This window comes from Nocardia sp. 2TAF39 (assembly GCF_052114905.1).
Taxonomy (GTDB): Bacteria; Actinomycetota; Actinomycetes; order Mycobacteriales; family Mycobacteriaceae; genus Nocardia.
In genome coordinates this window covers 1-19437 of the sequence record NZ_JBFRFQ010000039.1, presented here as the reverse complement: position 1 = coordinate 19437, position 19437 = coordinate 1, and the positions used below count along the sequence as shown (strand labels likewise).

Sequence of the window (19437 nt, the reverse complement as noted above, 5' to 3'; positions counted from 1 at the left end):
CCGGCGACTACCCGTCTCGAGCCATCTATTGGTCTGCTTCTACGACGCGGGAGTCGCGTATGGAAGGGAGCGCTCGATGAGATTTGCGCTCAGTCCCGAACAACTCGACTTCGGCGCGAGTCTGCGCAAGCTGCTCGACGCGGGACGCACGCCGAATGTCGCGCGCGCCTGGGCAGCTGGTGACCCACGCCCCGGCCGGGCACTGATCAGACAGCTGGCCGAGGCGGGTGTCCTCGGCCTCGCCGTCGCCGAGCAACACGGCGGCGTCGGCGCCGAACCGATCGATCTCGTCGTGGCGTTCCAGGAGATCGGGAGGGCCGCCGCGCCTGGCCCACTCGTGGAAAGCGCCGCAGCGATACCCGCACTGCTGCAAGCACTTCCGGACCAGAGCCTGGCGGCACGGTGGCTGCCCGGCTTCGCCGGGGGCGCGGCGCTGGGCACCGTGGCCTTCGCGACACCCGGCCAGTGCAGCGTCGCGCTGGACGCCGACACCGCCGAGGTCGTGCTGTACGCCGACGGCACGCAGCTGAGCACCGGCCATCGCGCCGGCCTGGTGCGGTCGGTCGATGCCGCGCGCCGGCTGTTCGCCGTCGACGCCGACGGCGTGGTCGCCGCGGGGCCGCAGGTGCGCGACGCCGCCACTGCCGGGTTCGACACCGGCGCGCTGGCCTGCGCGGCCCAGCTGCTCGGCGCGGGACGGTCGCTGCTGCACGCTGCCACCGAATACGCCAAGCAGCGCAAGCAGTTCGGCAAGCCGATCGGCGAATTCCAGGCTGTGAAACAGAAGCTCGCCGACGTGCTGATCGGGCTGAACCTTGCCGAGCCACTACTCTTCCGCGCCGCGCTGACCATGAGCGAACCGACCCGCGCCCGTGACGTGTCGGCCGCCGTGATCGCTTGCGGCGACGCGGCCTACCTGGCGGCGCGGGCCGCGCTGCAGGTGCACGGCGCGATCGGCTATACCGCCGAGTACGACCTGTCGCTGTGGCTGACCAAAGTGACGGCGCTTCGTTCCGCCTGGGGCACACCGGATCTGCATCGTTCCCGGATAGCTCGCGCGCTGCGCGACGACACCGTCGAAGACCGCGCACTGCGAGGCACCGCGTGAGCGCAGCGAGAACATCACCAACACAGCGCACGTCGCGCATGACGGTGCCGGGCGCCGGCGAGGTGCGGTCATGAGTGAGCGCAGCGAGCGAACCATCAACACAGCGCGCGTGCGCATGACAGTGCCGGGCGCCAGCGAGGTGCGGTCATGAGTACTTCCGAACATCAGGAGTTCATCGCGTCGGTCCGGGCGCTGCTCACCAAGCATGCCGAGTCCGCCGCGGTGCGCGCGGCGATGGATACCGAGCTGGGCTACGACCCAGCGCTGTGGCGGCTGCTGTCCGAGCAGATCGGGGTGGGCGCGCTGGCCATTCCCGAGGAGTATGGCGGTTTCGGCGCCAGCCTGGTCGAATCCCTTTTGGTGGTGGGCGAAGTGGGCCGAACACTCGCGGGTGTGCCGATGCTCGGTTCGGCCGTGCTCGGCGCGCAGGCCGTGTTGCTGTCGGAGGATGCCAAGGCGTGTGCGCGGCTGCTGCCGGGGGTCGCCGAGGGCACCAGGACGATCGCGGTCTGCTGGGCCGACGAGAGCGGCTGGGACGAGTTCGGCGTCCGCGAAGCGGACGGAACCATCACCGGCATCGCGCACTACGTGCTCGACGGGATGTCCGCCGACACTCTCGTCGTCGTGACCCCGACCGGTTTCTTCGAGGTCGAGCCCACCGCCGCGGGCATCACCCTGCGGTCCGCACCGACCATGGATCCCACCCGCAGGCTCGCCGAGATCGCTTTCGCCGCAGCGCCCGCCCACCGCCTCGGCTCCGGCGATCCGATGGCGGCCATCGCGCGACTGCGCGAAATCGCTTGGGCCGCTGTGGCTGCCGAGCAGGTCGGTGCCGCGGAACGCTGCCTCGAGATGACGGTGGAGTACACCAAGTCTCGGGTGCAGTTCGGCCGCGCGATCGGCAGCTTCCAGGCGCTCAAGCACCGCATGGCGGATATGTACGTGCTGCTGGAGTCGGCCAGGTCCGCGTCCGTCGCGGCCACCGCGGCCGTGGCGACGAACAGCCCGTCGGCCGCCGAGGACGTCTGGGCCGCCCGCGTGCACTGCTCGGAGGCGCTCACCGCCATCGCGGCCGAGACCGTCCAGCTGCACGGCGGCATCGCGATCACGTGGGAGCACGACGCGCATCTGTTCTTCAAGCGCGCGCACGGGGATGCACAGTTGTTCGGCACGCCGCGGCGGCCGATGCAGTCGGTGTGAGACCGGGCAACGGTCTCACTATGACTGCCCCCGGTCGCGGCGTGGTTCGACCGAAGGATGGGGCAGGCTCGCGACTCGGCGTCGGCGACCGCGAGCCGCGGGAACCTTCCACCGCGCACTCGACCGACCACCATGGCCGACGTCACGAGAAATAGATAGTTAGCCTATGTAATAATAATCGCGTGCAGCATGCTCAGGTGACCACAGCGGATGACATCGTCGTCGATCTCCTCGTCACCGCGGGCAGGCTCACTCGGCTGGCCGGGGTGATCAGCGGCGACGATCTGCCGCGGGCCATGTTGCGGGCACTCGCGGTGCTCGACGAACACGGTGCCGTACGGGTCAGTGAGTTCGCCAGGATCGACCGATGTTCACAGCCGGCAGCAACGGTGCTGATCGGCAAGCTGGTCGCGGAAGGATTCGCGACCCGACGCAAGGATCCGGACGACTCCAGAGCCGTAGTCGTCGAGCTCACCCCGGCCGGCCGCACCCGGCTCGCCCAGTCCCGCCAAGCCTTCGCCGACGCGATCGGCGGACGTCTTTCCGGCTTCGACACCGCGCGCCTCATGCGGCTGGACGCCGAACTACACGAACTGTTGGAGGCCTTGAAAACGGCTACGCGACAGCACAATCCGATATCGAGGGAACACCGATGAGCACTTCTGCTCCCGCCCGCGCGGCAGGCGCGGACACCACAGCGAACACCAAGCAGCCCAAAGCCGTGTGGGCGGTCGCGTTCGCAAGCGTGATCGCATTCATGGGCATCGGCCTGGTCGATCCCATTCTCAAACCCATCGGCGAACAATTGCACGCCTCGCCGTCACAGGTGTCGCTGCTGTTCACCAGCTACATGCTCGTGACCGGCGTGGCGATGCTGATCACCGGCGTGGTGTCCAGCCGGTTCGGCGCCAAGAAGACGCTGCTGGCCGGTTTGGCGATCATCATCGTGTTCGCGGCGCTGGCCGGTATGTCGGACACGGTCACGCAGATCGTCGGTTTCCGCGCGGGCTGGGGTCTGGGCAACGCGCTGTTCATCGCCACGGCGCTGGCCACCATCGTCGGTGCGGCCAGCGGCGGCGTTGCCCGCGCGATCATCCTGTACGAGGCGGCCCTCGGCATCGGCATCGCGACCGGTCCGCTGGTCGGCGGTGTGCTCGGCGGAATCAGCTGGCGCGGACCGTTCTTCGGCGTCTCGGTGCTGATGGCCATCGCGCTGGTCTGCATCGTCACATTGCTGCCGGAGAGCACCGAGCCCACGCGCCACACCTCGATCGCTGCGCCGTTCCAGGCGCTGCGCCACCGCGGGCTGCTGATCGTCAGCCTGACCGCGCTGCTGTACAACTTCGGCTTCTTCACCCTGCTCGCGTACACACCGTTCCCGCTGGACATGGGCACCTACGCGATCGGCTTCATCTTCTGCGGCTGGGGAGTGCTGCTGGCACTCGCGTCGGTGTTCCTCGCTCCGCGACTGCAGCGCAGATTCGGTTCGCTGCCGATGATGGGGCTCGCGTTGGGCCTGTTCGCGGCGGATCTGGCGGTCATGGCGGTGTTCGCCGAGCACAAGCCGGTGCTGATCGTCGGCACAGTGCTGGCGGGCCTGTTCCTGGGTGTGAACAACACGCTGATCACCGAGGCCGTGATGATCTCGGCGCCGGTGGAGCGCTCGACCGCGTCGGCGGCCTACAGCTTCGTCCGCTTCGCAGGCGGCGCCGCGGCGCCGTACCTGGCAGGCAAGCTCGGCGAGCACAGCATCGCGCTGCCGTTCTGGGTCGGCGCGGCGTGCACCGCGGCCGCCGTGGTTGTGCTGTTGGCCGGCCGCGCGGCCCTCGCGCACATCGATGACCACGACCCGGCGCCGCACAGCATCGAGGAAGCGCAGGCCATCACGGTCGGCGACGACTGACCCGGCGCATACCGGAGGCAGCCACGAGCGTGGCTGCCTCCGTCGTTTTCGGGCCGTGCGCCGGCCGCCGCGAGGAGTACGGTCGGGAGATATGACCGAAGCGAAGCGGGGACGTGTCAGGGTCGAGACCAGCCAGAAGCGGGTGCGGGTCTATCTGGGCGGGCAGCTGGTGGCCGACTCCGCCAGGCCGGTGCTGGTGTGGGAGAGCCCGCATTATCCGACCTACTATCTGCCCGTCGCGGACGTGCGCGCGAAGCTCGAGCCGAACGGAACCATCCAGCACTCCCCCAGCCGCGGCGATGCCACCGGCTACGACGTCGTGGTGGACGGCACGACCGGTGCCGGAGCGGCGGCGCGGTATCACGATTCACCGCTCGCCGAACTGCGCGAACTGGTTCGACTGGAGTGGAACGCGATGGACGAATGGTTCGAGGAGGACGAGCCGGTCTACGTCCACCCGCGAGATCCGTACTCTCGTGTGGACATCCTGTCCAGTTCGCGACACGTGCGAGTGGAGATCGACGGCATCACCATCGCCGACTCGCACTCGCCGCGCATCCTCTTCGAAACCGGCTTGCCCGCACGGTTTTACCTGCCGATGACCGACGCCCGGATGGACCTGATGAAGCCATCCGACACGCATACCAGCTGCCCCTACAAGGGCACCGCCGACTACTGGACCGTCCGCATCGCCGACAAGGAATATCCCGACTACGCCTGGGGCTACCGCACCCCGCTGCCGGAAAGCCAGAAAGTCGCCGGCCTCGTCTGTTTCTACAACGAGAAGGTAGACATCTACGTCGACGGCGAACTCCAGGAACGGCCCCACTCACCGTTCAGCTGATCCCTCGGTCGTACGGACGTCAGCGGTAGCCCGCGAGACCATCGGCCAGTGCCGCGTCGTCGCCGTCGCGGTGGCGGCGCGGGCCGGTTGATCAGACCGCGACCAGCGGCGGGTTGTCCTCTGCGCGGCGGTATCGGCCTGGGGCCAGACCGTATTCGCGTTTGAATGCCTTCGCGAAGGCGAATTCCGAGGTGTAGCCGACCTGACGGGCCACGCTGCCGAGGCCGCTGTCGGTTTCGCGGAGCAGGCGGGCGGCGGTGAGCATGCGCCAGCGGGTCACATACGCGAGTGGCGGCTCGCCGACGGTCGCGGTGAACCTGCGGGCGAGGGTGGCGCGAGAGACGCCCGCTACATCGCTGAGATCTGGAACGGTCCACGCCTTCGCGGGCTGCTCGTGCACTGCGCGCAGCACCGCTGCGACCGCGGTATCGGCGAAAGCGCCTGCCCAGCCCGTAGTTTGCGCGTCGGCTTGCTCGTCGAACCAGGCACGCAGGACGAACAGCAGCAGCGTTTCCAGCAGCGCGGGCACGGCGGCGTCGCTGCCGGGTCTCGGCTCGGCGATCTCGGCGGCCAGCAGATCGACGGCGCCGCGCAGCGCCGGGTGACGACCGGGACGCGCTGGGAGATGGATGAATTCGGGCAGATCGTCGAGGATCGGGTGGCTGCGCTGCCTGCCCAGTTCGTACGCACCGCACAGCAGCGCGGTCCGCACGCCCGGCCCGACAATCTCCCTCGGCTCCCCGGGCAAAGCCGTCTCGGTGACCGGACTGTCCAGGCTGTCGACCAGATCGTGATCGGCGCCGCGCGGCATGAACAGCACGTCCCCGACCCCGAGCGCCATCGGCTCGCCGCTCGGCGGCGCCACCCAGCACGACCCCTGCATCACGACGTGAAAGCCCGCGCCGGGCACCACGGGATATTTGCGGCCCCATGGGGCGTGCCGGATGAACAGGCCGGAGGTCGGACTGCCGGTGCGGATGGCCGCGACGGTCTCGCTCAGGATGTCCACAGATCCACCGTAGCACTCCCAGAGTGAGCGCTTCAGGCATACAAATGAGCTATGCAGCCATTTGTTTACTCATCTGCCAGTCATAGATTTTGATTCATGACATCGACCAACACCACCGGACCCACCAAGACCATCGCCGTCTACGGCGCCACCGGCCACACCGGCGGTTACCTGCTCACCGAACTGCGCCGCCGCGACATCATTCCAGTTTTGGTGGGTCGCAACGCCGATCGAATCCGGGCCGCCGCGACAGCCGCGGCCCTGCCCGACGCCGAGGTACGGGTCGCGGACCTGACCGATCACGCGGCCCTCGTCGCGGCGTTCACCGACGCCGATGTGGTGATCAGCAGCCTGCCGGCCTACGTAACCCACGGTCCCGCAGTGCTCGCGGCGGCTATCGACGCGGGCGCGCACTACACCGACATGTCCGGCGAGCAACTGTTCCTGCAGCGGGTTTTCGAGGAGTTCGGCCCGCGCGCCGAGGCGGCGGGCGTCAGCGTGGTCTCCGGCATCACCGACAGCAATCTGCCTGGTGATCTGCTCGGCTACCTCACCACCCGCCAAGCCGCCGGACCGGCCGAGGTGGTGGTGAGCCACCTGAGCAAGAGCGGCGGCAACGGGTCCAAGGGCAGCGCAAAGACGGTCTTCGCCAGCCTGGACTGGTTCCGCGGCGGTGGTTGGCACTACGCCGACGGCACATTTCGCACCGGCGCAACCGCACGCCACGGAAAGATGACGTTTCCCGGCGACACCCAGCCGACGGCGGTCGCGAAGTTCCCGCAGCCGCCGGTCCTGACCATCCCCCGGCACTCGGACGTCTCCTACGTCGAGGGCGTCCTTGCCACATCGATCCTCGACACGCTGAGCGGGTTCACCGCCGACATCATCGACTCGCTGCCCGACACACCCAGCGCGGACCTGCGCTACGACCTGGTCGTCGATGCCTTCGGCGCGGACGGCCGCGCAGTCCGCGGTGTGGTGAGCGGTGTCGACTCCTACCGTGATTCGGCGCTGATGGCGGTCGAGACCGCCGTCCGTCTGGCCGAAGGCGCCACCCGGCCGGGTGCGCTCGCCGCCGCCGAGGCCTTCGACGCGGCCGACTTCCTCGACGCGCTGGCGCCGTTCGGAATCACCTGGCACATCGAGGCGGATCGAGCGGGCATAGTCGAATGATGACCGACAACCGACCGCCACTCGCCGTCGCACTCGATCTCTCGCCCCACCCCGAGGGCGGCTGGTACCGCGAGACCTGGCGCAGCGCAGTCGAATTCGCACCGGCGGGCTACGACGGTCCGCGCGCGAGCGCGACCGGTATCTATTTCCTGCTGTTGCCGGGCGAGCGGTCGGCCCCGCATACGGTGCGCTCCGACGAGCTGTGGCTCTGGCATCGCGGCGGCCCGCTGGCGCTGAGCATCGGCGGCGAGGAGGTAATTCTCGGCCCCGACGTGGAGCACGGACACGTGCTGCAAGCGGTGGTGCCCGGCGGTGTCAGCCAGGCGGCCCGGCCCGCGGGCGAGGACTATGCGCTGGTCAGCTGCGTCGTCTCGCCGGGATTCGACTTCGCCGACTTCCGGATGGCCTGAACTCAGCGCACCGCAACCGAAGCCAGCTCGGCGAGCTCGTGCGGGTCGTGCGCACAGAACATCCGCACCCGGTCACCGTACTCGGCGCGCAGCGTGCGCAACCGCTCCAGGTTCTCCACCCTGGCTCGTCCCAGGGTGCTCGCGAGCACCTCGAAGACGCCGAGCCCGACCGGCGGACGCGCCTTCGTCGAGGCCAGCTGTTTGTGATGGAAATAGGCGTCGCCGCAGTGCAACAGCCAGCCGTCGCTCTGCCGGACCGCGACGCCGCTGTGCCCTCGGGTGTGCCCGATCAGCGGAATCAACAGGATGTCCTCGAGCACCGGCACCGCGGTGAAACCGAACCACGAATCGGCGCCGGTTTCGTGTGCGAGCCAGCGGGGTCCGTGCTCCCACTGGCACTGCCGGTATCGCAGCTTCTCGCCGAGGGTCGGACGCTGGGTCGCGGCGTCCAGTTCATCGGCGAAGACGTGCACGGTGGCGTCCGGGAAATCGGACAGCCCGCCCGCGTGATCGAGATCGAGATGGGTCAGCACGATGTGCCGGACATCCTCGCGCCGATAGCCGAGCGCACGGATCTGGTGCAACGCGGTCTGTTCCGGACGCAGCCGGGGCCGCAGCAGTCGTCCGGTGCCGGCGCCGAGCCTGCTCGCGTCGAGCACATCGGCCATACCGAACCCGGTGTCCACCAGTACAAGCCCGTCGGCGGTCTCCACGAGCAGGCAGTGGCCGACCAGCGCGCCGGTCAGCAGCCCACCGCTGCCGAGCAGCGCGCGCCCGCCGACCGGACACATCGTCGCGCAGTCCAGATGCCGCACCAGCATCGCGGAAACTCCCTCCTGCGGCGCCGGATCCGATCCGGCACGCCGGTCTTTCTGTTTCCGTCAAGGTAGCGGGATCACGGCACGGCCGCGACAGCGCGGTGCCCGGCACGGCGATCGGCAGGCGAACCGATCGCGTGGACGGCGCGCGCGTAGCCGGGTTACTCGGGGATTTCGAGCACGCCCTCGTCCACGGCCCATTTGATGGTGCGCTCCAGCTGCGGGCAGGAGTCGGGACGACCTGGCCCGAAGCCTTTCGCGCTCAGCTCGGCGAAGACCGGGCAGTGGCTGGCCGGGTTGTCGGTCCACTGCACCGAGGTCTGGTGCGAACTGCTCTTGCGCACCAGCACCTCACTCCGGCAGGCCTGACACCGCAGCGGAGTCAGGCCGTCCTCCAGGTAGCGCTGCTTGTCGACCACGGTCTGGGCGCGCACTTCGGCCCGCCGAGTGGGCTGGTCGGCGAAATCGGGTGCCTTCGCCCAGGTGACCATCAGACGTTGGCCTCGGCTTCCTCGACCTCGCGCTTGCGCCGCAGGTTCTCCGCGACCTCGGCTTCCCACGCCTCGTTCGCCTTGCTGGTATCCACCTCGAACTCGAAGCGCTGCGTCATTTTCTCGGTGACGTCGGCCAGGTCGACATAGAACTGGTCATACCAGCGACGCAGCTGATAGACCGGACCGTCCTCTTCGCACAGAAGCGGGTTCTCGACCTTGGACTTGTGCTTCCAGATCTCGACGTCCTGCAGGAAGCCGACGCTGATGCCCTCGGTCATCTTCGCCGCCAGCCGGTCAGCCATCTCGCCCTCGACGCCCTGCGGCTTCTCCAGGGTGATACCCCACTGCAGCACGAAGGAGTCCTGGGTAACCGGGTAGTGGCAGTTGATCAGTACGCTCTTGACTTCATAGCCGCTGTAGATGTTGATCAGCGGATTGATCATGTACGACGGCCCGAAGTACGACGCCTCCGACTTCAGCAGGGTGTCACCGCCGTACTTGGAGGCCATGCCGATGTCCGGCCTGCCTTTGGTCTCCAGGAACTGGGTGGCGATGTGGCCTTCGAAGACGTTCTTGAAGTACGTCGGGAAGGCGAAGTGGATGTAGAAGAAGTGGGCCATGTCGACCACGTTGTCGATGATCTCGCGGCAGTTGGCGCCCTCGATCAGCATCGAGTTCCAGGTCCAGTCGGTCCATCCGCTGTCGAGTTCCTCGGTGGGGTTGCCGTCCGCGTCGGTGTAGGGGCCCTTGATGTGCGGGATGGCGACCTCGGGCGGTGGCTGGCTACCCTCGTGGTCGTGCCAGACGAACAGCTGGCCGTTGCGCTCCAGAGTGGTCCACTTCCTGGTGCGTGCCAACGGCGGCACCCGCCGCGCGTAGGGAATCGCGGTGCACTTGCCGTTGGTGCCCGACCAGCGCCAGTCGTGGAACGGGCAGGCAATGTCGTCGCCCTTGACCTCGCCCATGGTCAGGTCGCCGCCCATATGCCTGCAGTAGGCGTCGAGTACCCGCAGTTCACTGTGGCTGTCGGCCCAGACGACAAGCTTGGTCCCGAACACATCGACCGCGTGCGGCTTGCCGTCACGGAACGTCTTGGCCAGGCCCAGGCAATGCCATCCCCGGGCATACCGGGTCGGCGTGGTGCCGACGTCCAGATCCCGGACCCTCGCACCGCTCCGCGGTGTTGGACGGGCCGCCTCGCGGGTCCCCGCGGGGTTACGCACGCTGCCGCCTCCGGGCCCGTCACTCGGCGGCGGTGGGGTAACTGCCATCGCGATTCCTCCTCCTTCTGTACTAGAACACGTTACAAAATTGCCGCCCTTGACGCCAGCGATTCACCCCACTTCCTGCATGGGTCCATTCACGACATGGGGTGAACACGGGTTCTCGACATAAATAGGAACCTGTTCTAGTCTCAGAGGCAAACGAGAGTTGGTTATCAATCGACCAGGCAGGAGCGGGTCCCGAGATGACGCAAGAAGTGACCGAACGGGTCGAAGCGCTGTTGCCGACGCTGCGCGAGCGCGCGCAGGAGGCCGAGGACCTGCGGCGCATCCCCGACGAAACCATGAAGGCGTTGCAGGAGACCGGCTTCTTCCGGTTGCTCCAGCCCAAGCAATGGGGCGGCCACGCGGCCGATCCGGTGGTCTTCTACGACACCGTACGCAAAATCGCCAGCGCGTGCGGCTCCACCGGCTGGGTAGCAGGCATTGTCGGCGTGCACAATTGGCATCTGGCGCTGTACGCGCAGCAAGCGCAGGACGACGTCTGGGGCGAGGACACCGAGGTGCGGATCTCCTCGTCTTACGCGCCGATGGGTGCGGGCACGGTCGTCGACGGCGGCTACCTCGTCAACGGCGCGTGGGCCTGGTCGTCCGGTTGCGACCACGCGACCTGGGCGGTGCTCGGCGGTCCGGTGATCAAAAACGGCAAGCCGGTGGACTTCGGCAGCTTCCTCATCCCCCGCGACGACTACCGCATCGATGACGTATGGAACGTAGTCGGACTGCGCGGCACCGGCTCCAACACCGTGGTGGTCGAGGACATCTTCGTGCCCACACATCGGTTCCTGAGTTTCCGTGCTATGAGTGAGCTGAAATCGCCTGGTCTGGAACAGAATTCAGATCCCGTATACAAGATGCCCTGGGGCACTATCCATCCCACCACCATCTCCACCCCGATCGTCGGCATGGCCTACGGCGCGTACGAGGCGCACGTCGAGCACCAGGGCAAGCGCGTGCGCGCGGCCTACGCGGGCGAGAAGGCCAAGGACGACCCGTTCGCCAAGGTGCGCATCGCGGAGGCGTCCAGCGACATCGACGCGGCATGGCGGCAGCTGTCGGGCAACGTGGCCGACGAGTACGCGCTATTGGTGGCGGGCAAGGAGATTCCGTTCGATCTGCGCGTGCGGGCCCGGCGCGACCAGGTGCGGGCCACCGGCCGCTCGATCGCCGCCATCGACAAGCTGTTCGAGAGCTCCGGTGCCACCGCGCTGGCGAACGACACTCCCCTGCAACGCTTCTGGCGTGACGCGCACGCCGGCCGGGTGCACGCGGCCAACGATCCCGAGCGTGCGTACCTGATGTACGGCACGCACGAGTTCGGGCTGCCCGTCACCGACGGCATGGTGTAGGGGGAATCGTGACCTCAACCGTGGAACTCACCGCCGAATCGACCTCGCGCTACGCGCAAGTGCGCCCCGACCTGCGGCTGCACTACCACGAGGCAGGCATCGGCAACGGCCCGACAATCGTCCTGCTGCACGGCGGCGGCCCTGGCGCGTCCTCGTGGTCGAACTTCGCACGCAACATCCCCGTGCTCGCGCAGAATTTTCATGTGCTCGCCGTGGATCAGCCCGGATACGGCCGCTCGGACAAGCCGACCGAGCATCCGCAGTACTTCGTGCACAGCGCCTCGGCGCTGAAGGATCTGCTCGACCACCTGGAGATCACCTCGCGAGTACACCTGCTGGGCAATTCGCTCGGTGGTGGCGCCGCGGTGCGATTCGCGCTGGACTACCCGGATCGGGCCGGAAAGCTGATCCTGATGGGCCCCGGCGGGCTGAGCACCAATCTGTTCGCGCCGGATCCGACCGAGGGCGTGAAGCTTCTTTCCACGTTCAACTACGAGCCGACCAGGGAGAACCTGGCGGCATTCCTGCGCATCATGGTCTTCGACCAGTCGCTGATCACCGACGATCTGATCGACGAGCGGTTCGCCTCGGCGAGCACGCCGGAAGCGCTGGCGGCGACCCGCGCGATGGGTAAGTCGTTCGCCGGAGCGGACTTCGAGAAGGGCATGCTCTGGCGCGACGCCTATAAGCTGCGTCAGCCGGTGCTGTTGATCTGGGGTCGCGAGGACCGGGTCAACCCGCTCGACGGCGCGCTCGTGGCGACGAAGGTGATCCCCCGCGCGCAGCTGCACGTCTTCGGCGGCTGCGGGCACTGGGCTCAGCTGGAGAAGTTTCACGAGTTCAACCGACTGGCCATCGATTTCCTCGCGGGCGTCAAGGAGGCTCGATGAGACACAATCGCGAAGCGCTCATCGTGCCGACGGGGTGCGGGAACTCCCGCAAGACACAGGAGGCTCGATGAGACACAATCGCGAAGCGCTCATCGTGCCGACGGGGTGCGGGAACTCCCGCAGGACACAGGAGAAGTGATGGGAATCCGCTCACTGGGATATCTACGCATCGAGGCGACCGATATGGCCGCCTGGCGGGAATACGGGCTCAAGGTGCTCGGCATGGTCGAGGGCAAGGGCTCCGACCCGGAGGCACTGTATCTGCGCATGGACGAGTTCCCGGCCCGGCTGGTGATCGTCCCCGGCACGAAGGACCAGCTGCAGCTCTCGGGCTGGGAGACCGCCAATGCCGAAGAGCTGCAGGACATCCGCAACCGGTTGGACGCGGCCGGCGTGCCCTACAAAGAGGGCGCCGCGGCGGAACTGGCCGACCGCCGAGTCTACGAACTGATCCGCTTCGACGACCCCTCCGGCAACACCCTCGAGGCGTTCCACGGTGCCGCACTGGAGCATCGCCGGGTGGTCAGCCCCTACGGGCACAGGTTCGTCACCGAGGAGCAGGGGCTCGGGCACGTGGTGCTCAGCACCAAGGACGACAAGGCAGCGCTGGAGTTCTATCGCGACGTGCTCGGCTTCCGGCTGCGCGACTCGATGCGGCTGCCACCGCAGATGGTCGGGCGCCCGGCCGACGGCGAGCCCGCCTGGCTGCGCTTCTTCGGCTGCAACCCGCGTCACCACTCGCTGGCCTTCCTGCCCATGCCGACGCCGAGCGGCATCGTGCACCTGATGCTCGAGGTGCGCAACGCCGACGACGTCGGGCTGTGCCTGGACCGCGCGCTGCGCAAGAAGGTCAAGATGTCGGCGACGCTCGGGCGGCACGTCAACGACAAGATGCTCTCGTTCTACATGAAGACACCGGGCGGATTCGACGTCGAATTCGGCTGTGAGGGTATGGAAGTGGATGACAGCGACTGGATCGCCAGGGAATCCACCGCGGTGAGTCTGTGGGGCCACGACTTCACCGTCGGGCAGCGGCAGCAGTGACCGAGAGGGCAGGCGAACGATGACCGCGGACGGGCGAGTCGAGATCGATCCACGGCAGTTCCGAAATGTGCTCGGGCAGTTCTGCACCGGCATCACGGTGATCACCACCCTCGACGGCGACCAGGCCCCGATCGGCTTCGCTTGCCAGTCCTTCGCCGCCCTCTCGCTCGAGCCGCCACTCGTGCTCTTCTGTCCCACCAAGGCGTCCCGGTCCTGGGCGGCGATCGAGAAGTCCGGGCGTTTCGGCGTGAACGTGCTCGCCGAAGAACAGCGCGAGGTGTGTGCCCGCTTCGGCTCCCGCGAAGCCGACAAGTTCGCCGACGCCACCTGGCACACCTCCGACCTGGACCTTCCGCTATTGGACGACGCGCTGGCCACTATCCAGTGCACCGTGGACAGTGTTGTAGATGGCGGCGACCATTACATCGTGATCGGCCGCGTCCAGGCGATGTCCGAGACGACAACCTCCGGCCGACCCCTGCTGTTCTACCGCGGCCAATACACCGCCATCGAACCCGAGAAGACCACCCCGGCCCCCTGGCGCGCCGACCTCGAACACTTCCTCACCACGACAACGTTGGACACCTGGCTGTAACCACCCGCGTAGCCACCGGGGCACACTCAGCTGCAGCACGCACAACGCCGCGTGTCAGTGGATACCGTAGCGACATGTCGTTACTCGACCGGCGGATCCGGCAGCCGCGTCGTAGACAGCTCCGGCATCCCGGACCTTCGTCGCGAGGGAACGCATCCGGTCCGGCGCGATGCGGCCCGCCTCGGAAAGCGAGCTAGCACCGCTCAGCGGTCACCTAGCCGGGCAAACGGGTGTGATCGGACATACTTTGGTTGCACCGGCGTGTTCCGACAAACGCCGTCACGCACACGTCGTGGCACCTGGCGGCGTTTGCAACGCATCAACAGGCCAGGGCGGGTGGGCACCGCGCAATCCGCCGAGAGCGCCCGAACGGGGGCTCCGCCACCCTCACGCACAGTCGGCGACTCCTCGACACGCCTACGGCTCAATTCGCCCGACTTATCGACGGTGCGGCGTAGGCCGAAGGGTGTAAGTTCGCCGACATGCCCAGCTCGGATGACAAGACTGTCGGCCTGGTCCTGGTCACCTACCAGAGCGCTGAGGATCTACCCGGATTCCTGGAGACCCTTCCGGCGGCGGTGGAGTCATACGAGGTCGATGTGATCGGCGTCGACAACGTCTCTACCGACCGCAGCGCCGGCATTGTCGAAGAATTCGGCGGCCGGGTTATTCGCAACCCCCGAAATGTCGGCCTGGCCGCAGCGATCAATCAGGGCGCCGCGGCGACCAGTGCAGAGTGGATTCTCATCGCCAACCCCGACACCAAACTCACACCTGGTTCGATCGCGGCGCTGATCGAGACAGCGAATGTCGACAAACGGATCGGTATGATCGGTCCACGTATCGCGCGGTTGAACGGCACGCTGTACCCGAGCGGGCGGCGGTTCCCGTCGCTGGCGGTCGGCATCGCTCACGCGCTGCTGGGCGTGATGTGGCCGGGCAATCCGGCGACTCGCCGCTATTTCGGTGAGCCCGTCACCGAGGTGAGCGATGTGGACTGGATTTCTGGCTGCTGCATGTTGTTTCGGCGCGAGGCGTTCGACGCGGTGGGCGGGTTCGACGACCGTTACTTCCTCTACTTCGAGGAAACCAAGATGGCCCTCGACATGCACCGGGGCGGATGGCGGGTCGTACTCGACCCGAACGTGGAGATCCGCCACCGAGAGGGCGGCAGTATGCGGTCCGCGCCGTTCCGAAAAGTCCGCTCTCACCACCGCAGCGCCCTCCGGTTCTACTGCGACTACCACAAGAGATCACCGTGGATCATGTTCGCACCGCTTGTAGCGGCTGGACTGCTCGTTCGTGGCCTGGCGGCGGTGACGCGGACCGCGCTGCTCCAGCGGGTTGAGAACCGCTAGACGAACGGCTGCTCGTCCAGGCCGACACCAGCGTGTATGTCGTCGAGGAGCTTGTGGACGACGGTATTGCCGGTGCGGGAGCTGGGCATGCACTGGGTGCAGTCGTCGTCTATTCGCCGCGTGTTCGAGGTGGCGACCACGTCGAGGATGCGGGAGCGTTTGATGTTGCCGAGGTTGTAGCCTGTGGCTGCGAAGCGGGGTTCGGCTTTCGGGGCGCACGGTGTCGCGGTATGCGGTCTGGTCGAGTTCGGCGGCTACCTGGTCCAACGCGAGGCCTGCGTGCCGAACTGTCCGGTGTCTGCTCAGACATGGACGCGTTGTACCAGCAGCTACCGACAGAAACCCGTTGGCTTCATCCATGATTGGTCATGTCGCCTATCGGTTAATGCTGCGGCGTAATCTTGCTTGACACCCACGGCTTCTCGCGTATGGCGTGAACTGAGCAGAAGCATCTTCCCCGGCCCTAACGACCACTGCTCGCAGGAAGCTCGTTGGGTCAGCGCGGTAACCGGCATCATAGCGCGTTCGCCAAGAGGGATCGGGTGTGAAGCCCGAACAGCTCGTGGCTGCTCCAGCCACGAGCTGCCGTTTCGTCGCGGCCGTGGGTCTACGCGTTCTTCAGGGTGCCGCCGTCGATGACATAGTCGGCGCCGACGATGTTGGCGGCCTTGTCTGACACCAGAAACGTTATCAACGCGGCAACTTCTTCGGGCTCGGAGATCCGGAGTGAGGCGATGGAGAACAGCTCGGGAATGGCGGCGAGGAACTCGTCGTGCTTTGCATCGTTGGCCGCCGCGAGCATCGCACCGAAGCTGTCGACGCCACGCCACAGTGGGGTGCCGACCACGCCGGGGGAAACGGTGTTCACACGCACACCCTGCGGGCCGAATTCCTCGCTGAGCCGCTTGCCGAAGCTGGTCAGCGCGGCCTTCGCTTCGCTGTAACCAACCGGACCCATCGCTGGTACTTGTGCGAAGATCGAGGACACGTTGACGATCGCGCCTCGTCGCTCGAGAATGCTGGGCAACGCTGCCCGCGTGGCCCAGATGGCGCTGAAGAAGTTGAGGTCGAAGAGGTTTCGCCACTGCCGGTCGTCGATGTCGAGGAAGCCGCCCAAGCCGAGTTCCTGGGCGTCGCCGCCACCGACGTTGTTGATGAGGATGTCGATTCCACCGAGTTCCGAAAGCGCCGCGTCCACTACTGCGGTCGCACCATCGGGCGTCGACAGATCAGCGGAAACGGCTGCCACACTGGCCTTTTCCAGTTCCGGAGAGATAGTCCGAGCCGCGCCCAGCACCCGTGCCCCTTCCGCCGACAGGGCTGCCGCGACGGCTAGACCGATTCCGCGGCTCGCTCCAGTGACAACGGCGGTTTTGCCGGCAAGTCCGAGGTCCATGAGGTTTTCCTTTCTCGACCTTCAGATCAATAAATAGGGTGCGAAAAGGGCCGCTGCGCGAGCACGAAGTAGTCTTTCAACTCTGCCGGTGCGGAATCCGTTGCGAGCCAGTCGATCACGACGTCGATCCTCCCACAACTGACATCTACGCGTCCCTGTTCGACCGTGGCCGGTCCAGAATCCGGCCCAGGTCGCACGTGAACCGCCCGAACAGGCTCGGCCGCACTCTCCCGCACATGGTCGACGGCTCTACGCCACGCCTGCGGCGAGTTGCGGGCTCGAGCATCCGCATAAGATGCGCGTGCCGTGCGTTGGCGTCGTTCCACAGCCGGTTAGTCGATCGACAGCCCAGCTGGACAGAGTGGGCACAACGATCAGGGTTGTGAGTCCGCTTCCTATAGCCCGACGAGGTCGGCCATCAGGTTCATGTGGTGCTCGAAGTAGTTGGCGCGGGCCTCGATGGTGCCATCGAGCCGACCGAAGATTTCAAACGTGACCAGGCCGAACAGTTGGGTCCAGCCGACGAAGACGCGGTCGAGAACTTCCTCGGGCAGGTCGGATGCCTGCTGTTCGATCAGTGCCCGCAGGTCCGCGCGCACCGGTTCGGGCAGGGGTGATGACAGTGGCGCGGGATCGAGGCGGCCCGCGGCGACGGCGTCGGTGGCTGTGGCGGCCAGCAGCAGCACCACCTTCGATGCCAGGGCGACAGTGTCTTTCGGCGCATCGTATCCGGGCACCGGGCTGCCGTAGAGCAGCCCGTATTCGGCCGGGTGTGCAGTGGCCCAGTCACGCACGGCCGAGCAAACCGCCAACCACCGCCGGCGATACTCGTGCGCAGGAGCCTGCGTGGCCGCTGCCGCGGCGGCCACGCCGAGGGACTGGTAGGCCTCGACGATCAGGGCGGTCAGCAGATCGTCGCGGCTCGGGAAGTACCGGTAGAGCGCGGAGGCGACGATGCCCATGTCCCGGGCTACACCGCGCAGCGACAGGTTCGCGCCGTCGACGGCCAGCCGTTTCCGAGCGGCCGCCTTGATCTCCTCGGTCATTTCGGCGCGGACCCGAGCGCGCAGTGACGGTGCGGACATACCCGCAGTGTAGAGAAAACTAACCACCTGAAGAACAACGAACCTTTTCGAGAACGCTGTTCTTGACATAGATCACCGTTCGCGCTTATCGTAATCCGAGTCGTCGAGAACAGTGTTCTCGAATCGGAACGCCAGACGGGATCACAGAACATGTCCATTCACATCGTCCTCGGAGCAGGTCCGGTGGGTTCGGCCACCGCAATGCTGCTTGCCGATCGGGGCGACGAGGTTCGCCTCATCACTCGCCGCGGCACCGGACCACAACACCCACGGATCGAGCGGATCGCCGCCGACGCTACCGATTCGTCCAATCTCAGTTCGCACAGCGCGGGCGCTACCGCGATCTATCAGTGCGCCCAACCCAAATACCACCGGTGGACCACCGACTTCCCGCCGCTGATCCAATCCGCGATTTCCACCGCGGAGAAGACCGGAGCAGTGCTTGTCACCGTCGGCAACCTCTACGGCTACGGCGCGGTCGACACACCGATCACCGAGCAACATCCGCTCCGTCCCAATTCCACGAAAGGTCGCACGCGAGCCGAACTCTGGAATGCGGCGTTGACCGCGCACCGAGCGGGCCGTATTCGCACTGCCGAGGTGCGCGGATCTGATTACCTGGGTGCCGGAGCGAATTCGGCGTTCACGGTCATGGTGCTTCCGGCCGTCCGCGCGGGAAAGCAGGGGCTGTTCCCCGGCGATCCGGATGCGCCGCACAGTTGGACCGCCATCGATGACATGGCGCGGACCCTCGTGGCTGTCGCCGACGACGAAACCGCTTGGGGCCGAGCATGGCACGCACCCACCGCGCCACCGTTGTCGGTACGCGCCCTCGCCGAACTGACCGCAGACCTCGCGGGCGCACCGCTCGCACGAGTGCGCCGCATGCCCGCGGCTGTGCTGTGGGCCGCGGGCCTGTTCAATTCGAATGCCCGCGAGATGCGCGAAGTGCGGTATCAGTTCGACCGGCCGTTCGTGCTCGATTCTGCCGCTGCCACCACAAGATTCGGCATCGAGCCCACCGCCACCGCGGTTGCCATGCAAGCTACCCTCGACAACCTGTGCACAGCGCGGGGCGCGGCGAGGCGATCATGACAACACCCGGTCCGACCCGGGCCGCTGCCGGCGCGCCCTGGAACTTTCCGAACGCCGACCGGGCAAGTGGCCGCGTGAAGGCGGAGTCACCAACCACTGAACCCTGTTGGTACATATGCTCGGTGACGCAGACACCACCCGGGCCGAACGGCGGCATCTACTTCTGCCCGCGCTGCCAGCCGCCGTCGATCTGAGTGTCCGCGAGAAACATCGCCTTCTCCTCGAAGCGTTGCGCACTAGTGTGTCGGTCCCGAAATTTTCGCCATATATTTCGCTAGGGAGTCGAGGATTTCCTCGGCTGTTTTGCGCCAGACGAAGGGTTTGGGGTTCTCGTTCCAGTTGGTGATCCAGGCGCGGACGTCTTTCTCCAGCGCGGCAACGCT

At 66.8% G+C, this 19437-nt stretch carries 19 protein-coding genes; 13 read left to right on the top strand and 6 right to left on the bottom strand.

Features of this window, described 5'->3' with window-relative positions:
* The first annotated feature begins 76 nt into the window (after positions 1–76).
* The 5 genes from AB4Z47_RS22280 (at position 77) to AB4Z47_RS22260 (ending at position 5055) form a co-directional block, all read left to right on the top strand.
* On the top strand, positions 77–1108 hold the full coding sequence (locus AB4Z47_RS22280) for an acyl-CoA dehydrogenase family protein (RefSeq protein WP_441953251.1): 1032 nt from the start codon (positions 77–79) through the stop codon (positions 1106–1108).
* Between the two features lie 147 nt (positions 1109–1255).
* A complete protein-coding gene (locus AB4Z47_RS22275) occupies positions 1256–2308 on the top strand; it encodes an acyl-CoA dehydrogenase family protein (protein WP_441953250.1) in 1053 nt (350 codons plus the stop codon).
* Positions 2309–2505: 197 nt separating this feature from the next.
* On the top strand, positions 2506–2964 hold the full coding sequence (locus tag AB4Z47_RS22270; protein ID WP_441953249.1) for a MarR family winged helix-turn-helix transcriptional regulator: 459 nt from the start codon (positions 2506–2508) through the stop codon (positions 2962–2964).
* On the top strand, positions 2961–4211 hold the full coding sequence (locus AB4Z47_RS22265) for an MFS transporter (protein ID WP_441953248.1): 1251 nt from the start codon (positions 2961–2963) through the stop codon (positions 4209–4211). Before AB4Z47_RS22270 ends, AB4Z47_RS22265 begins: the two co-directional genes overlap by 4 nt.
* 91 nt (positions 4212–4302) lie before the next feature.
* Positions 4303–5055 carry a DUF427 domain-containing protein gene (locus AB4Z47_RS22260; protein ID WP_441953247.1) on the top strand — a complete coding sequence of 251 codons (753 nt, stop codon included), beginning with the start codon at positions 4303–4305 and terminating at the stop codon, positions 5053–5055.
* Between the two features lie 91 nt (positions 5056–5146).
* On the opposite strand, the gene AB4Z47_RS22255 is transcribed toward AB4Z47_RS22260, so the two are convergent.
* Entirely contained in the window at positions 5147–6064 is a 918-nt protein-coding gene (locus AB4Z47_RS22255) for an AraC family transcriptional regulator (protein ID WP_441953246.1), read from the bottom strand.
* A gap of 96 nt (positions 6065–6160) precedes the next feature.
* Between AB4Z47_RS22255 and AB4Z47_RS22250 the strand changes: the two genes are divergently transcribed.
* Both AB4Z47_RS22250 and AB4Z47_RS22245 read left to right on the top strand, forming a co-directional pair.
* Entirely contained in the window at positions 6161–7237 is a 1077-nt protein-coding gene (locus tag AB4Z47_RS22250) for a saccharopine dehydrogenase NADP-binding domain-containing protein (RefSeq protein ID WP_441953245.1), read from the top strand.
* Complete coding sequence (locus tag AB4Z47_RS22245) at positions 7234–7647, top strand: cupin domain-containing protein (protein ID WP_441953244.1); 414 nt, start codon at positions 7234–7236, stop codon at positions 7645–7647. The genes AB4Z47_RS22250 and AB4Z47_RS22245 overlap by 4 nt, the downstream gene beginning before the upstream one ends.
* 2 nt (positions 7648–7649) lie before the next feature.
* Here the strand turns inward: AB4Z47_RS22245 and AB4Z47_RS22240 are convergent, their stop codons facing one another.
* From AB4Z47_RS22240 to AB4Z47_RS22230, 3 genes are all read right to left on the bottom strand, one after another.
* Entirely contained in the window at positions 7650–8468 is an 819-nt protein-coding gene (locus AB4Z47_RS22240; RefSeq protein WP_441953243.1) for an MBL fold metallo-hydrolase, read from the bottom strand.
* A gap of 158 nt (positions 8469–8626) precedes the next feature.
* Complete coding sequence (locus AB4Z47_RS22235; RefSeq protein WP_441953242.1) at positions 8627–8956, bottom strand: hypothetical protein; 330 nt, start codon at positions 8954–8956, stop codon at positions 8627–8629.
* Positions 8956–10230, bottom strand: coding sequence for a Rieske 2Fe-2S domain-containing protein (locus AB4Z47_RS22230; protein WP_441953241.1), 1275 nt, complete (start codon positions 10228–10230; stop codon positions 8956–8958). The genes AB4Z47_RS22235 and AB4Z47_RS22230 overlap by 1 nt, the downstream gene beginning before the upstream one ends.
* Positions 10231–10427: 197 nt before the next feature.
* Here AB4Z47_RS22230 and hsaA point away from each other — a divergent pair, with 197 nt between their 5' ends.
* From hsaA to AB4Z47_RS22205, 5 genes are all read left to right on the top strand, one after another.
* Positions 10428–11591, top strand: coding sequence for a 3-hydroxy-9,10-secoandrosta-1,3,5(10)-triene-9,17-dione monooxygenase oxygenase subunit (gene hsaA, locus AB4Z47_RS22225; RefSeq protein ID WP_441953240.1), 1164 nt, complete (start codon positions 10428–10430; stop codon positions 11589–11591).
* Between the two features lie 8 nt (positions 11592–11599).
* Positions 11600–12481, top strand: coding sequence for a 4,5:9,10-diseco-3-hydroxy-5,9,17-trioxoandrosta-1(10),2-diene-4-oate hydrolase (hsaD, locus tag AB4Z47_RS22220; RefSeq protein WP_441953239.1), 882 nt, complete (start codon positions 11600–11602; stop codon positions 12479–12481).
* Between the two features lie 138 nt (positions 12482–12619).
* Positions 12620–13525 carry an iron-dependent extradiol dioxygenase HsaC gene (gene hsaC, locus AB4Z47_RS22215; RefSeq protein ID WP_441953238.1) on the top strand — a complete coding sequence of 302 codons (906 nt, stop codon included), beginning with the start codon at positions 12620–12622 and terminating at the stop codon, positions 13523–13525.
* Positions 13526–13544: 19 nt separating this feature from the next.
* Positions 13545–14120: a 3-hydroxy-9,10-secoandrosta-1,3,5(10)-triene-9,17-dione monooxygenase reductase subunit gene (hsaB, locus tag AB4Z47_RS22210; protein WP_441953237.1), complete on the top strand. Its 576-nt coding sequence runs from the start codon at positions 13545–13547 to the stop codon at positions 14118–14120.
* A gap of 482 nt (positions 14121–14602) precedes the next feature.
* Positions 14603–15478 (top strand): glycosyltransferase family 2 protein, encoded by an 876-nt coding sequence (locus AB4Z47_RS22205; protein WP_441953236.1) that lies wholly within the window; start codon positions 14603–14605, stop codon positions 15476–15478.
* A 607-nt stretch (positions 15479–16085) separates the two neighbouring features.
* Here the strand turns inward: AB4Z47_RS22205 and AB4Z47_RS22200 are convergent.
* Complete coding sequence (locus AB4Z47_RS22200) at positions 16086–16874, bottom strand: oxidoreductase (protein WP_441953235.1); 789 nt, start codon at positions 16872–16874, stop codon at positions 16086–16088.
* Positions 16875–17269: 395 nt separating this feature from the next.
* On the bottom strand, positions 17270–17959 hold the full coding sequence (locus AB4Z47_RS22195) for a TetR/AcrR family transcriptional regulator (protein ID WP_441953234.1): 690 nt from the start codon (positions 17957–17959) through the stop codon (positions 17270–17272).
* Positions 17960–18109: 150 nt separating this feature from the next.
* Between AB4Z47_RS22195 and AB4Z47_RS22190 the strand changes: the two genes are divergently transcribed.
* Positions 18110–19054, top strand: coding sequence for an NAD-dependent epimerase/dehydratase family protein (locus tag AB4Z47_RS22190; RefSeq protein WP_441953233.1), 945 nt, complete (start codon positions 18110–18112; stop codon positions 19052–19054).
* Positions 19055–19437: the final 383 nt, after the last annotated feature.

Coding starts and splice junctions, on each gene's coding strand:
- AB4Z47_RS22260 (WP_441953247.1), top strand. CDS start 4,303: ATGACCGAAGCGAAGCGGGGACGTGTCAGGGTCGAGACCAGCCAGAAG.
- hsaA (WP_441953240.1), top strand. CDS start 10,428: ATGACGCAAGAAGTGACCGAACGGGTCGAAGCGCTGTTGCCGACGCTG.
- AB4Z47_RS22195 (WP_441953234.1), bottom strand. CDS start 17,959: ATGTCCGCACCGTCACTGCGCGCTCGGGTCCGCGCCGAAATGACCGAG.
- AB4Z47_RS22275 (WP_441953250.1), top strand. CDS start 1,256: ATGAGTACTTCCGAACATCAGGAGTTCATCGCGTCGGTCCGGGCGCTG.
- AB4Z47_RS22200 (WP_441953235.1), bottom strand. CDS start 16,874: ATGGACCTCGGACTTGCCGGCAAAACCGCCGTTGTCACTGGAGCGAGC.
- AB4Z47_RS22265 (WP_441953248.1), top strand. CDS start 2,961: ATGAGCACTTCTGCTCCCGCCCGCGCGGCAGGCGCGGACACCACAGCG.
- hsaB (WP_441953237.1), top strand. CDS start 13,545: ATGACCGCGGACGGGCGAGTCGAGATCGATCCACGGCAGTTCCGAAAT.
- AB4Z47_RS22235 (WP_441953242.1), bottom strand. CDS start 8,956: ATGGTCACCTGGGCGAAGGCACCCGATTTCGCCGACCAGCCCACTCGG.
- AB4Z47_RS22230 (WP_441953241.1), bottom strand. CDS start 10,230: ATGGCAGTTACCCCACCGCCGCCGAGTGACGGGCCCGGAGGCGGCAGC.
- AB4Z47_RS22240 (WP_441953243.1), bottom strand. CDS start 8,468: ATGCTGGTGCGGCATCTGGACTGCGCGACGATGTGTCCGGTCGGCGGG.
- hsaC (WP_441953238.1), top strand. CDS start 12,620: ATGGGAATCCGCTCACTGGGATATCTACGCATCGAGGCGACCGATATG.
- AB4Z47_RS22245 (WP_441953244.1), top strand. CDS start 7,234: ATGATGACCGACAACCGACCGCCACTCGCCGTCGCACTCGATCTCTCG.
- AB4Z47_RS22250 (WP_441953245.1), top strand. CDS start 6,161: ATGACATCGACCAACACCACCGGACCCACCAAGACCATCGCCGTCTAC.
- AB4Z47_RS22280 (WP_441953251.1), top strand. CDS start 77: ATGAGATTTGCGCTCAGTCCCGAACAACTCGACTTCGGCGCGAGTCTG.
- AB4Z47_RS22205 (WP_441953236.1), top strand. CDS start 14,603: ATGCCCAGCTCGGATGACAAGACTGTCGGCCTGGTCCTGGTCACCTAC.
- AB4Z47_RS22190 (WP_441953233.1), top strand. CDS start 18,110: ATGTCCATTCACATCGTCCTCGGAGCAGGTCCGGTGGGTTCGGCCACC.